The following is a 12,121-nucleotide window of genomic DNA, read 5'->3' on the forward strand; positions in this document are numbered from 1 at the left end:
CCGGTTGGTCTCTCACCGTTCTCGCGAGGGACCGACCGGGGCACGCCGGTGGGCGCGAGATCAGGTGAGGACGGGGGCGCGGGCGAGCACCGCGCCGAGGCCGTAGGCCAGTCCCATGACGGCGAGCTCCGCCGCCGCCCAAGCGATGAGCGCGGTTCGCCGGTGGCGTTCCACGCGGGGCAGCAGCCGGTACCGGGCGTGGCCGCCCAGGCCGGCGAGCAGCGCGAGCAGGACGGTTTTGAGCAGCACGATCCGCCCGTAGCCGGTGGTCACGAGGCCGTCGAGTCCGCTGCCGGTGGCCGTGAGCTCGGTCAGGCCGTTGAACAGGCCGGATGCCGCGACCGCGAGGATGGCGGCGGTCGCGAGCCGCGAATAGCGCGGCAGCGCGGTGGCCAGCTGGCTCCGGTGCGGGGCGACGAACAGGGCGACCGCGGCGAGTCCGCCCGCCCAGACGGCGGCGGCGAGCACGTGCAGCTGCACCGAGATCATGCTCAGGTTGTGGTACTCCCAGTCGGTGGCGTGCCCGGTCAGCGGCATCGGCAGCAGTCCGAGCAGGGCGAGCACGGCGCGCAGGTCGTCGGTGGATCCCTCGTTCGCTGGGCCGCCGCCCACGGTCCGGCCGTCGCGCACGACGCCGGTCAAGCCGAGCGCCGCGCAGCCCGCGGCGCACACCGCGCTCAGCGCCAGCGCCGTTCCGGCGGGCACGCCGCTGATGTACCCGGCGACGTCCTCGGCGCTCGGGGTGCCGCCGAGGAGTTCGGCGGCGTAGAGCACCAGCAGCAGCAAGGCGCAGGCCAGCCAGGCGAGTGCCGTGATCACCGCGGTCCGCCGGGACAGCGCGAGGTGCCTGCGGGCGTGCCTGCCGCGGTCGGGGACCAACCTGGGCAGCAGGCCAAGTCCGACCGTCGCGACGGCCGCGAGGTCGAGCAGCGCCCGCACCGGTGGTGCGATGAAGCGGGTGGCCGTGTCGGGCGCGGCGAGGCCGGGCACTTCGTCGGCGCCGATGTGGGCCGCGGCGGCGAGCGCGGCGGCCGAGGCGAGCACCACGGGGGCGATGGCCGCGATGCGGACCCCGTTCCCCGAGGTCTTGCGGCCGGGAGCGGCTCGCCCGGATCGGTGGTGGTCGGGGCCGGTCCCGGTGTCGGCGGACATCGCAGCATCGTCGCACCTGGTCGAGATGTGCCGGGGTCCGCGGTGACCGGGAACGGTTCAGCGTGTTGGCCCGATCACGATTCCGCCGGAATAGTTGATCTTGAATGTGGCTCGGGCGTTCCGCTGGCGTGCGGTTATTCCTGCGGCATAACGATTTCCGCGGGTTCGGATCCGCTGCCTCCGCGTGACGTGAAACCATCGTTCGTTGTGTTGCTGACAAAGGTCTCAGCGGGGTTGTTCTACAGTCGTGCACGTGGATCAAGCGGGCGGTAATGAGTGGGCGGGGTATGTGGCGCATACCCCGCTGCTGCTCGCGCCCGCGGATTCACGAGGGGAAGGCGGGGTGGCGCGACTGAACCCGCACCGACTGCGTTCGTCCGTTCACGGCGCGCATTCTTGTTATGCCGGTCGGAGCACCGCGCGGGTTCGGCGCGTTTCCCGCGCGACGGCCGTTCACTGCTATTCGCCGATTGTTTCCCCGCAGGTTCTGGGTGAGCTGGAAACCTTATCGGGCGAGCCGGTCGCGACGGGATCTTCGGCTCGCCCCGCCGAGAACCCGGACCGCCGCCGCGGGGGGCTCGGGGTGATCCCTTACGCGGAACGGAGCGCGCGCGGTGGATCCGGCGGCGACCTCCGGGGCGGTCGTCTGCGGTGTTCGGGGGAATCCGGCACGGCTGCGCTGGGTGAACGGGTCGAAAGGTCCGGATCGCGCCCGAGTGCCGCCGTGCTCGGCGCATCATGGGGTGGACCGATCCGGGGCGGTGGCGCCGTGGACGTGGATGTGCGCGGCGCATGATCGGCTCAGGGAAAGTGAGGGTGCGCGCCCCGATGTGGGGCAGGCCCGCGATGCGCGAGATTGAGCGGTGTGGACGAACAGCACGGACTGCCAGGGACGACTTCCGGGAGCGGGGTCGGCCGGACGTCGCGTCGCGGGCTCCGGGGTGGGGCGTGCGCGGCTCGGAGGCCGGGTGACCGGCAGGTGATCTTCGTGGGGCGGTGTGCGACGTGACCACGCTCGCGGTGGCGCTGGCGGCGCTGGGAGCCTGCGGCTATGCGGTCGGCGCCCGGCTGCAGCACGGCGCGGTGCAGGACGCGATCGGCGACGGCGGGCTGAAGGTCCGCAGCCAGGTCCGGTTGCTGCGCAACCATCGGTGGCTGCTCGGTCTGCTCGCGCTGGGCAGCGGGGCGCTGCTGCACGCGTGCGCGCTGGGTCTCGCGCCGTTGAGCGTGGTGCAACCGGTCGGGGTGCTGGCGCTGCCGATCACCGTGCTGCTCAACGCGCGGCAGCAGGGCGTGCGCACGCGGGATTTGAACGTGCACGTGGTGCTGGCGGTGTTGGCCGCGACCGGGGGCGTCGCGGCGTTCGTGTTCTTGGCGGCCGGGAGCGCGACCGCCACGGCGGTGCTGCCGGACGAGCAGCTGCTGGCGACCCAGCTCGTCGCCGGTGCGGTGCTGGCCCTCGGGGTGTTCGGGTTGCTCACCCGGTCGAAGGTCCGCTGCATGGCCTACGCCGCGGGCTGCGCGGTCGCCTACGGACTGGTCTCGTTGCTGGTGCGCGCCCTGGTGCAGCAGCTCGGCAGCACCCCGCTGCTGGACATCAACCCGCTGCCGGTGGTCGTGATCGTCGTCGCGATGGTCGTGGGCGGCTGGTTGCTGCAGCACGGCTACGCCAGCGGTCCGCCCGACCTGGTGGTGGCCTGCCTGACGGTGATCGATCCGCTGGTGGCGGTGGGCCTGGGGATCGGCCTGCTGGGCGAGGCCGATGCCGTCGGCAGCGCCACCGCGGTCGGCGAAATCCTGTGTGCCGTGATCGCCTGTGCCGGGGTGTTCGCACTCGCGCGGCATCACCCGGACACCCAGGAACAGCGAGTGCAACAAACCGTGACCGGCGACGGCAACACCGACGTACGGCGGATACGTTCTGACGGGAGTTCAACTTGACTTCGCAACCGTTCGGTGGAGATCGGCTGCGCATCGTGATCGGTGCGGTGATGTACCCGCCCGAGGTGAACGGTGCTGCCAACTTCGGCCACCGGCTCGCCACCGGGCTGGCCCGCCGCGGCCATGACGTGCACGTGATCTGCCACTCGGTGGATCGGCAAGAGAGCACCCGCGTCGAGGACGGGGTGACGGTGCACCGGGTCGCGTCGTACCGCACCCCGGCGCACCCGACGTTCCGCGCGTGCCCGCCGTGGCAGGCGTCCTCGGTGGCGGACCGGCTGCTCCGGGAGATCCAGCCGGACATCGTGCACGTCCAGTCGCACTTCTTCATCGGCCGCGGTCTGATCAACGCCGCTCGCCGGCAGGGCATCGGGCTGATCGCCACCAACCACTTCATGCCGGAGAACATCTTCGGCTACGTGCGGATTCCGCGTGCCCTGCAGAAGGCGGGCGCGTGGCTGCTCTGGCACAACCTGATCAAGCACTACGGCAAGGCGCAGCTGGTCACCGCCCCGACGCCGCGGGCGGTGCAGCTCCTGCAGGAGAACGGGTTCGCCAAGCCCGCGGTGCCGGTGTCGTGCGGGATCGACGTCGACCTGTACCGGAGCCGGGCGCACGAGGTGCGCAAGCAGGACCCGGACCCGTCGACCCGCACCATCCTGTTCGTCGGCAGGCTCGACGAGGAGAAGCACATCGACGACCTGCTGCGGGCGATGGCGCTGCTCAAGACGACCCGCGCCACCCGCCTGGAGATCGTCGGGGACGGAAGTTGCCGGGAGCCGCTCGGCGAGCTGGCCGCCGAGCTCGGCATCGAGGACCGGGTGCACTTCGCGGGCCTGGTCGACGAGCAGGAGCTGCTCGACGCCTACGCCAGGGCGGACCTGTTCTGCATGCCGAGCATCGCCGAGCTGCAGAGCCTGGCCACCATGGAGGCGATGTCGGCGGTCACACCCGTCGTGCTGGCGGACGCGATGGCCTTGCCGCACCTGGTGGAGGCCGGGAAGAACGGCTGGCTGTACCCGCCGCGGGACGTGCACGCGCTGGCCCACGCGATCGACGACGTGATCGCCGACCGCGACACCATCGACCGGATGGGCGCCGCGGGCGAGCGGTTGGTGAGCCGCAAGCACGACATCGACGCGGTGCTGGGCCGGTTCGAGTCGATCTACCGGCACGCGCTCGCGCACGACGACGGGGTGACGCCGGTGGAGCTGCCTGCCGAGCTGGCGAGTTGAGCCGCCGCCATGACCAGCAGACCACTGACCCGCGACTCCGCGGTCCCGCCGGAACCGGCCCTGGGCGCCGAGCTGCGCGTGGAGCGCATCCAGGGTTCTGACCTGCACTTCTGGATCTACCGCGCCGGCGCGGGCGAGGCCCCGGAGCCCCGGGGCTCCGGAGCTCCGGGGAACGCGGTGCCGGAGCCCGGCGCCGATGCCGATGAGACCGGCGGAGATCCGCTGATCGTCATGGTGCACGGGCTGCGCGGTACCCACCACGGGCTGGAACCGATAGTCGAGCGGTTGCCCGGTCGCACCGTGGTCGTTCCAGACCTGCCTGGTTTCGGGGACTCGGGTCCGATGACCGACCGCGCGCACGACGTCGCCGGCTACGCCGCCGTGATCGTCGAGCTGATCGAACGGCTCGGCGGGAGACAGCGGCCGGTGGTGCTGCTCGGGCACTCGTTCGGTTCGATGGTCGCGGCTCATGTCGTGTCCTGTGTTCCGGAGTTGGTGGCACGGCTGGTGCTGGTGAATCCGATCTCGACCCCGGCGTTGCACGGGCCGAGGGTGATGCTGTCCCGGCTGACCTCGCTGTACTACACGCTGGGCACGGCGTTGCCCGCGCGGCTGGGCCGGCTGCTGCTGGCGAACCGGTTGGTGGTGCGGGCGGCGGGCCAGGCGATGCTGCGGACCCGTGATCCGCAGGTGCGCCGTTTCGTGCACGAGAGCCATCTGCGGCACTTCAGCCGGTTCCACAGCCCGCAGCTGCTGAGCGAGACCTACGAAGCCTCGGTGACCGGCACGGTCGCGGACTACCGCGCTGCGCTGGCGTTGCCGACCCTGCTGGTCGCGGGCGAGTCCGACGAGATCGCGCCGGTCGCCGGCCAGCGCGAACTCGTCGCGGGGCTGCCGGACGCCGAACTGGTGATCATCCCGGGCGTCGGCCACCTCGTGCACTACGAGACCCCGGCCGCCGCCGCGGCGGAGATCGACCGCTTCTTGGGAGAGGCATGAGCGCACGCCCCACCGACGCGGCCGAGACCACCGGCGCCGCCGACGTGGTCGACGGGCGGTCCCCGCGAGTGTTCGTCGACGCCCGGTGGACCAGGACCGACGCGCACGACGGGATCAGCCGCTTCGGGGCCGGGCTGATCGAGGCGCTGCACGTCCTGCACCCGGTGACGATGCTGATCCACGACGAGCGCCAGCTCGCGCTGCTGCCCGCGGGCGTGCCGCACATCAAGATCAACAGCCCGTTCTCGGTGCGGGAGCTCGTCGTCTCGCGCAGGCTGCACGCGCTGGGCGCCGACGTGGTCTTCAGCCCGATGCAGGTCATCGGTGGTGTCGGCCGCCGCTACCGGCTCGTGCTCACGTTGCACGACCTGATCTACTACCGGCACCCGGAGCCGCCGGGCTTCCTGCCCGTGCCCGTGCGGGCGATCTGGCGGCTGTACCACCGCGCCTACTGGCCGCAGCGGCTGCTGCTGAACCGCGCCGACGCGGTGGTCACCGTCAGCGAGACCACGCGGCGGTTGATCGGGCGCCACCGGCTCACCCGGCGGCCCGTGACGGTCGTGCGCAACGCGCCCTCCGAGCCTCCGGAGCCGGACCAGGACGGTGCCGAGCAGGGGCCGGTGGGCCAGGTCCGGGACCTCGTCTACATGGGTTCGTTCATGCCCTACAAGGACGTGGAGACGCTGCTGGCGGGCATGGGCTCGCTGCCCGGGTACCGCCTGCACCTGCTGAGCCGGATCGCCCCGGCCCGGGAGGCCGAGCTGCGCGCGCTGGTGCCGTCCGGATCGGACGTGGTGTTCTGGAACGGCATCGAGGAGGAGGCGTACCGGACGCTGCTGCGCCGGGCGACCGCCCTGGTCACCGCCTCGCGGGACGAGGGTTTCGGATTGCCGATCATCGAGGCGATGCATGCCGGAACTCCTGTCGTGTGCAGCGATCTGGACATCTTCCGCGAGGTGACCGGTGGCCACGCCCGGTTCTTCCCCGCCGGTGACGCCACGGCTTTCGCGGCGGCCGTCCGCGAGGTGGACGACGACCCCGAGCGGCGAGCGGAATCGGTGCGCCGCGGCCGCGAGCAGGCGGCCGGGTTCACCTGGGACCGATCGGCCCGGCAGTTGTTGCGCGTGCTGGTGCCGGGCCGACCCGTGCCGCCCGAGGAGTCGGCGTCCTGAGGAGTTCCCGTGGGTGATCCGCGCGGCGCTGCGGGTGGCGGAACCGCGGTGGTTCCGCCACCGGCAGGGCGAGGATCGAGCAGCGACGCTCCCGGCGGGACGGCCGACGGTGATCAGCGTGGCCAGACCTTGATGGCGCGCGCCACGTACTCGGACCGGGGAACGAAGGAACCCGGCGGATAGGTCGAGAATTCGGCGTGCGTGTCGCACATCGGATCCTGGTACACCGTCACGGGTTTTCCGGTCTGGTTGACGAACGATTTCGCCTCCGGCTGCGGTGGCAGCGCGACGCATTCTTCGAGCGCCGTCGTGCGCAGCTCCGCCCGGTGCGGTTCACCCCGGTACTCGATGTGCGGATAAGTGCAGAAAGACCCGTCCTGGCACGGAATCGGCTCGGCCGGGCCCGCTTGCGCGACGGCTCCGCCGAGGGCGCTGAGCGCGATCCCGAACGCGAGCGCCGGGGCCAGCGCGGATCGTCGTGAAATCCACAGTGGACGATTTCGCGAACGCGCGGACCTGATCTCAGAAGTGGCGGCGTGCATGAGCGATCACCTTTCACGGCAAGGGAAATCAACGAGGGAATCGTCTTCCGGGCCGTCTTCGCGGCCCTGACGAAATCCAGATTCCCGAAACCGGGATCAGAGCGCCAGCACTTCAACTGGATACACCCCGACCGAGTGGATTTCCGGTTCGCCGCCGGTGATCTGGCGGCGAACCGGAAATCCCTGCTCAGCCCGCGGAACTGGTGACCAGCGAGCGCGTGACCCGGACCGCGCCCTGCCGCACGGCGCGCTCCACCGCCCACCGCCGGGCGCGGAACTCCGCGATCGGCAACGAGATGGCCACCGACGCGGTCACGCAGCCCGCCGGATCGAACACCGGTGAGGCCATGCACGCCAGCCCCGGCTGGAACTCCGCGATCTCCAGCGCGATCTGCGACTGCCGCACGTGCGAGAGGTGTTCCTCCAGCGCGGCGGGGGTGCGGATCGTCGACGGAGTGCACGGGACCATCCCCGCCTGCTCCAGGTAGCGCGCCCGCTGCTGCGGCTCCATCGCCGCGAGCATGATCTTGCCGAACGCCGTCGCGTGCGAGGCCTGGTGGAAGCCCACGTCCAACGGCTGCACCCGGGGCCGCCGATCGGAATCCTCCACGTGCGCGATGACGACCTCGGTGTCCCGGTAGATCGCGTAGTACGCGGCCGCGTCGGCGTGCTGGTGCAACCGCCGGATCGCCCCGGCGATCTCCGGCTGCACCGCGAGCTGCCGCGACAGCGCCTGCCCGAGGAACCGGGCCTTGTACCCGAGCGCGAACACGTGCTGGTCGGTCAGGTGCACCACGTGCCCGGCCTCCACCAACGTCGTGAGCAGGTGGTAGGTCGTCGGCAAGGTCAGGTCGAGCTCCGCGGCGAGCCGCTTCGCGGTGACCCCGCACGGCGAGGCCGCGATGGTCTCCAGCACCCGCAGCGCGCGGCCCACCGACTGCAGGGTTCCCGACGGCGCCTTGGCGCCGTTGTGCTGCGGGTCCCGTCCGCCGGTGGGCAGCGCGCTCATGGTTCTCAATGTAGGCCAGACCGGGCGGCCGTCCCGCCCGATCCGTACCGGGTGTCGAGCAGGCCACGACACCAACCGGCATTGCCCTCGATGCTGACGCGTGTCGTGCGCGCGAACCGCAGCCGGGCCGAGAGTCCCTCGACGGGGACGGCGTCGCCGTGCTCGTCGACCAGCAGCAGCGCGTCCGGCCCGGACGGCAGTCCGAGCTGGTCCCGCCGCCTGCGCAGCCGGTCCAGCGCGGTGCTCGGCTGGAGGCCGCCGAGCCGCACCTCGACCAGGTCGGCCAGCTCGGTGCCCTCGCGGAGCAGCTGCTGGGCGACCTGTTCCTGGTAGGCCAGGTGCGCCTTGCGCAGGAACGTGCGGCGCAGCTCATCGAGCTCGCCGGCGGCCAGGCCGGGGAACGCCGCGTCGAAGCCGTCCCCGGCCGCGACCCCCGCGTTGATCTCCTCGGAGGCGAAGTGGTCCAGCAACCGCACCCGCACCCGCCGCACGCCGGGCAGCTCGGCCACCGCGTCGTGCGCGTCGGCGACCATCAAATAGGCGAAGTTCGGCGCGCAGAAGTACGTCGGCAGCCGCAGGTCGACGTGCACCTCGTCGCCGTCGACCTCCGTCCCGGCCACGAAGTCCAGCTCGGTGACGGGCTGGTCGAGCTCCGGGTCGAGCACGGTGCCCAGCGCCCGCCACACCTCCGTTTCCAGGCTCACGGCGGTGGTCATGACGACATCGCCTCCTTGTTCAGCTCCGAGGCGACCGGCTCGCGCCCGGTGGGGATCTCCGGCTCGGCGGCGCGCATCTCGGCGGGCACCTCGATGTCGTAGAGCCGCGCGGCGTTCAAGCCGAGGATCTTGCGCTTGACGTCGGTGGTGAGCACTCCGTACTCGGACTGCATGTCCTCCGGGATCTGGAAGTCGACGAACTGCTCCACCAGCCACTTCGGCGTCCAGATCGCGTAGTCGCTGGAGAAGGTGATCCGGTTCTCGTCCAGCCAGAACAGCAGCTCGCCGATGATCTGGGCGAAGTAGCGCGGCCGGTGGTTCATGAAGGCCATCGCCACCGCCAGTCCGCCGTAGACGTTGGGCTCCTGGGTCGCGATCCAGCAGAAGTCCTCCAGCCGCGGCAGGCCCACGTGCTCCACGATGAAGTTCAGCTCGGGGAACGCCGAGGCCACGTCGTCGACGTCGGCCACGTCGAAAGCGTCCCGGTTGAGCGGGTAGATCGTCGGTCCCTTGTGGATGTGGATGTTGCGGATGCCCAGTTCCTGGCACTTCTCCAGGTAGCGGTAGGACCACGGGTCGGTCAGCTTCCAGCCCTTCGACTCGCCCTTCCACTCGGCGGTGTAGAGCTTCGTCCCCTTGAGCTGCCACCGTTCGGCGAGCCGTTCCAGGGCGCCCAGCCCGGCTTCGCCGTCGCGCGGGTCCCAGCCGCCGTTGACGATGAACTTGTCCGGGTGCTTCTCCGCGAGCACGCCGTCCTGCTCGGTGGTGTTGAAGCCGTTGACGAAGAAGTCGGTGAGGTAGGTCGGCTGGAAGATGGCCTTGTCGACGTAGCCCACTTCGAACAGGTCGTGGAGGATCTTCTCCTCGCTCTGCTTCTGGAACTGCTCGTGGGTCCACAGCTCGGATTCGGGGCTGAGGTTGCGGTGGTAGTCGTAGAAGCAGTTCAGGAAGCCCTCGCCGTAGCGGTTGGCCTGGTTGGCCGGGGTCCCGTCCCACGCGTGGATGTGGCTGTCGACGATGAAGTACTTGGTGCCGTCTTTTTCGTACATGGCGAACCTCCGTGGCGGGACGGATCAGGGAACGAGAATGGCGCGGCCACCGGGAATGCGTCCGGCGTCGAGGTCGTCGAGGGCGTCCAGCGCGGCGTCGAGCGGGTAGGTGCGGGTGCGCAGCGAGACCTTCCCCTGCGCGGTCAGCGTCATCAGCTCGTCGAGGTCGTTGTAGGAGCCGACGAGGTTGCCGATCACGTTGATCTCGCGGGAGATGATGTCGATGGTGGGCACGTCGACCCGCCCGCCGTAGCCGATGACGAAGTACGACCCGGCGTCCCTGGTCATGGCGACGCCGTCGGCTTCGGTGCCGTTCTCGCCGACGAAGTCGAGGACCACGTGGGCGCCCTTGCCGCCGGTGATGTCCCGGACGGCGTCGACGTGGTTCCCGTCGGCGGCCACGGTGTGGTGCGCGCCGAGTTCCGCGGCGAGCGCGAGCGCCTCGGGCGACCGGTCCACGACGGTGATCTCGGCGGGGCTCAGCGCCACGAGCGACTGCAACCCGATGTGGCCGAGGCCGCCCGCGCCGATCATCACCACGTGCGTGCCCGGGTAGAGCAGCGGGACCGCTTTGCGCACCGCGTGGTAGGCGGTGAGCCCGGCGTCGGCCAGCGCGGCCACGTCGGCCGGTTCCAGACCGTCGTCGAGCTTGACCACCGAGCGGGCGTTGGTGCGCAGCAGCTCCGCCATCCCGCCGTCGGTGTCGATGCCGGGGAACAGCGAGTTCTCGCAGTGCACGTCGTCCCCGCTGCGGCACGCCCGGCACAGCCCGCAGGTGACCAGCGGGTGCAGGATGACCTTGTCGCCGGGGCGCACGTTGCTGACGGCGGCGCCGACCTCGCGGACGGTGCCGGCGTTCTCGTGACCGATGACGTAGGGCAGCGCGACGCCGCTCTTGCCGGCCCACTGGCCTTCGATGATGTGCAGGTCGGTGCGGCACACGCCTGCCGCGCCGACTTCGACCAGCACGTCCAGCGGTTCCCGCACGACCGGATCGGGCACCGATTCGACCGCGGGTCTCTCGCCGTATGCGTGCACTCTGACGGCTCGCACGAGGGACTCCTCTCCGTTGAGCTGTGTCCTGCTTCACAGCGTGGCCGGAGCGTCCCGACGGCGGAAAGAGCCGTTGTCAGATGCTGATAACGGCAGGTCCGCAACCTGGCGGACCAAGGGCCTTGAGCGGTTCAGCGGAGTCGGCGGCGGCCGAACGCCACGCGCCGGCGGGTGCCGGAGGAGCGCGCGCCGGGCTGTGCCGGGAGTGGGCCACGGGGACACTCCCGCCATGGGCGAGATCGGCTGGAAGGTGCGGATCGGGAACGACGAGCTGGTGGTGCGGCGCCGCTACGAGCTGCTCGGCATCGGCAACGACATGCTCATCGCGCTCTGGTTCATCGCGGGCAGCGTGCTGTTCTTCCACGACTACACCGCTACGGCGGGCACCTGGATGTTCCTGCTGGGCAGCGTCGAGCCGGCGATCCGCCCGGCGCTGCGGCTGTCCCGGCACCTGCACCTGCGCCGCTTCGGGCCCGCGACGCCCCACGAGTCGTCCCAGGAGTTCTGACGGCGGGCGGCCCGCTCACAGGTAGCAGGCGCTGACGTAGCCGGTGACCCGGGTGCGGCGGTCGAGCAGCTGCCACCAGGTGTCGTCCCGCGCCCCGCCGGGGCAGGTGACGTGCTCGCCGACGACCTGCCTGCGCAGCCGCACCTGGTCGCCGGGATTGCCGACGCCGAGCACGACCGACGAGGTGCCCGGACCGGCCCGCAGGTTGACGCCGGGCGTCCGGAAGTCCCCGTAGCGGTCCACCCCGGCCTCCCGGCTCAGTTCGGCGAGCCGATGGCCGAATTCGAACACGAAGTGCGCCACACCGGTCGCCAGGCCGTTCATCGGCAGCACGAGTGCGGCCACCCCGGCGATCACGGCATTCCGGATCGTGTGCATGAGTTCCCCCTGACTCCCGCAGCCAGGTCGAACGCCCCCGGCCGGGAGTTCGCGAATAGATCGTTCCGACGTTTCCCCGTAGCCGAATCAATCGAACGCACTTCCCATTTTATCGGCCGGAGCCGCTTCGCAGGGAGTGTCCGATCGAGTGCTTCGATGAAAGCTCCGGATCGTGCGGAACTCTGAAAAGAATTCGCGGCCGGATTACGGTGCGCGATGCGGATACCCACTTCAGTGCCCACGATGTGCCGATGTGGTGGACGGGGTCCAGCGGTGCGTGACCGGCTTCGCGGGGGAGTCCGGTGGATAGGATCCGCGGCGCGCGGAACTCCGCCCGTCGCGGGGCGAGCCACCGAACGGGAGGAAT

12 protein-coding genes are annotated in these 12,121 nt (G+C 70.8%); 5 read left to right on the forward strand and 7 right to left on the reverse strand.

What is annotated here, in order from left to right; all coding sequences use genetic code 11:
- Positions 1-60 precede the first annotated feature (60 nt).
- Positions 61-1,152 (reverse strand): copper resistance D family protein, encoded by a 1,092-nt coding sequence (locus tag BJ969_RS01105; protein WP_184476452.1) that lies wholly within the window; start codon positions 1,150-1,152, stop codon positions 61-63.
- 1,005 nt (positions 1,153-2,157) lie between these two features.
- On the opposite strand from BJ969_RS01105, the gene BJ969_RS01110 reads away from it, so the two are divergent.
- Genes BJ969_RS01110 through BJ969_RS01125 form a run of 4 tightly spaced genes read left to right on the forward strand, consistent with a single transcriptional unit; the run spans position 2,158 to position 6,499 of the window.
- Positions 2,158-3,093, forward strand: coding sequence for a DMT family protein (locus BJ969_RS01110; protein ID WP_184476455.1), 936 nt, complete (start codon positions 2,158-2,160; stop codon positions 3,091-3,093).
- Complete coding sequence (locus tag BJ969_RS01115; protein WP_246456649.1) at positions 3,090-4,328, forward strand: glycosyltransferase; 1,239 nt, start codon at positions 3,090-3,092, stop codon at positions 4,326-4,328. The genes BJ969_RS01110 and BJ969_RS01115 overlap by 4 nt, the downstream gene beginning before the upstream one ends.
- Positions 4,329-4,337: 9 nt before the next feature.
- Positions 4,338-5,327, forward strand: coding sequence for an alpha/beta fold hydrolase (locus BJ969_RS01120; protein ID WP_184476457.1), 990 nt, complete (start codon positions 4,338-4,340; stop codon positions 5,325-5,327).
- Entirely contained in the window at positions 5,324-6,499 is a 1,176-nt protein-coding gene (locus BJ969_RS01125; protein WP_184476459.1) for a glycosyltransferase family 4 protein, read from the forward strand. The genes BJ969_RS01120 and BJ969_RS01125 overlap by 4 nt, the downstream gene beginning before the upstream one ends.
- A 113-nt stretch (positions 6,500-6,612) precedes the next feature.
- Here BJ969_RS01125 and BJ969_RS01130 read toward each other — a convergent pair whose 3' ends face one another.
- The 5 genes from BJ969_RS01130 to BJ969_RS01150 form a co-directional block, all read right to left on the reverse strand.
- The gene (locus BJ969_RS01130; RefSeq protein ID WP_184476461.1) at positions 6,613-7,041 is read right to left on the reverse strand and encodes a peptidase inhibitor family I36 protein; all 429 of its coding nucleotides are present in this window, start codon (positions 7,039-7,041) and stop codon (positions 6,613-6,615) included.
- A 187-nt stretch (positions 7,042-7,228) separates the two neighbouring features.
- Positions 7,229-8,050: an IclR family transcriptional regulator gene (locus BJ969_RS01135; protein ID WP_184476463.1), complete on the reverse strand. Its 822-nt coding sequence runs from the start codon at positions 8,048-8,050 to the stop codon at positions 7,229-7,231.
- Positions 8,051-8,055: 5 nt separating this feature from the next.
- Entirely contained in the window at positions 8,056-8,766 is a 711-nt protein-coding gene (locus BJ969_RS01140) for an iron-sulfur cluster assembly protein (RefSeq protein WP_184476465.1), read from the reverse strand.
- A complete protein-coding gene (locus tag BJ969_RS01145) occupies positions 8,763-9,815 on the reverse strand; it encodes an amidohydrolase family protein (protein ID WP_184476467.1) in 1,053 nt (350 codons plus the stop codon). The genes BJ969_RS01140 and BJ969_RS01145 overlap by 4 nt, the downstream gene beginning before the upstream one ends.
- A gap of 24 nt (positions 9,816-9,839) precedes the next feature.
- Positions 9,840-10,868, reverse strand: a complete 1,029-nt coding sequence (locus BJ969_RS01150; RefSeq protein WP_184476469.1) for an alcohol dehydrogenase catalytic domain-containing protein — start codon at positions 10,866-10,868, stop codon at positions 9,840-9,842.
- 229 nt (positions 10,869-11,097) lie between these two features.
- Here BJ969_RS01150 and BJ969_RS01155 point away from each other — a divergent pair, with 229 nt between their 5' ends.
- Positions 11,098-11,376: a YrhK family protein gene (locus BJ969_RS01155; protein ID WP_184476471.1), complete on the forward strand. Its 279-nt coding sequence runs from the start codon at positions 11,098-11,100 to the stop codon at positions 11,374-11,376.
- A gap of 15 nt (positions 11,377-11,391) precedes the next feature.
- Here the strand turns inward: BJ969_RS01155 and BJ969_RS01160 are convergent, their stop codons facing one another.
- Entirely contained in the window at positions 11,392-11,754 is a 363-nt protein-coding gene (locus BJ969_RS01160) for an SH3 domain-containing protein (protein WP_184476473.1), read from the reverse strand.
- Positions 11,755-12,121 lie beyond the last annotated feature (367 nt).

This window comes from Saccharopolyspora gloriosae, from assembly GCF_014203325.1.
In the GTDB taxonomy this organism is placed as follows: Bacteria; Actinomycetota; Actinomycetes; order Mycobacteriales; family Pseudonocardiaceae; genus Saccharopolyspora_C; species Saccharopolyspora_C gloriosae.

Coding starts and splice junctions, on each gene's coding strand:
- BJ969_RS01105 (WP_184476452.1), bottom strand. CDS start 1,152: ATGTCCGCCGACACCGGGACCGGCCCCGACCACCACCGATCCGGGCGA.
- BJ969_RS01120 (WP_184476457.1), top strand. CDS start 4,338: ATGACCAGCAGACCACTGACCCGCGACTCCGCGGTCCCGCCGGAACCG.
- BJ969_RS01125 (WP_184476459.1), top strand. CDS start 5,324: ATGAGCGCACGCCCCACCGACGCGGCCGAGACCACCGGCGCCGCCGAC.
- BJ969_RS01130 (WP_184476461.1), bottom strand. CDS start 7,041: ATGCACGCCGCCACTTCTGAGATCAGGTCCGCGCGTTCGCGAAATCGT.
- BJ969_RS01135 (WP_184476463.1), bottom strand. CDS start 8,050: ATGAGCGCGCTGCCCACCGGCGGACGGGACCCGCAGCACAACGGCGCC.
- BJ969_RS01140 (WP_184476465.1), bottom strand. CDS start 8,766: ATGACCACCGCCGTGAGCCTGGAAACGGAGGTGTGGCGGGCGCTGGGC.
- BJ969_RS01145 (WP_184476467.1), bottom strand. CDS start 9,815: ATGTACGAAAAAGACGGCACCAAGTACTTCATCGTCGACAGCCACATC.
- BJ969_RS01155 (WP_184476471.1), top strand. CDS start 11,098: ATGGGCGAGATCGGCTGGAAGGTGCGGATCGGGAACGACGAGCTGGTG.
- BJ969_RS01160 (WP_184476473.1), bottom strand. CDS start 11,754: ATGCACACGATCCGGAATGCCGTGATCGCCGGGGTGGCCGCACTCGTG.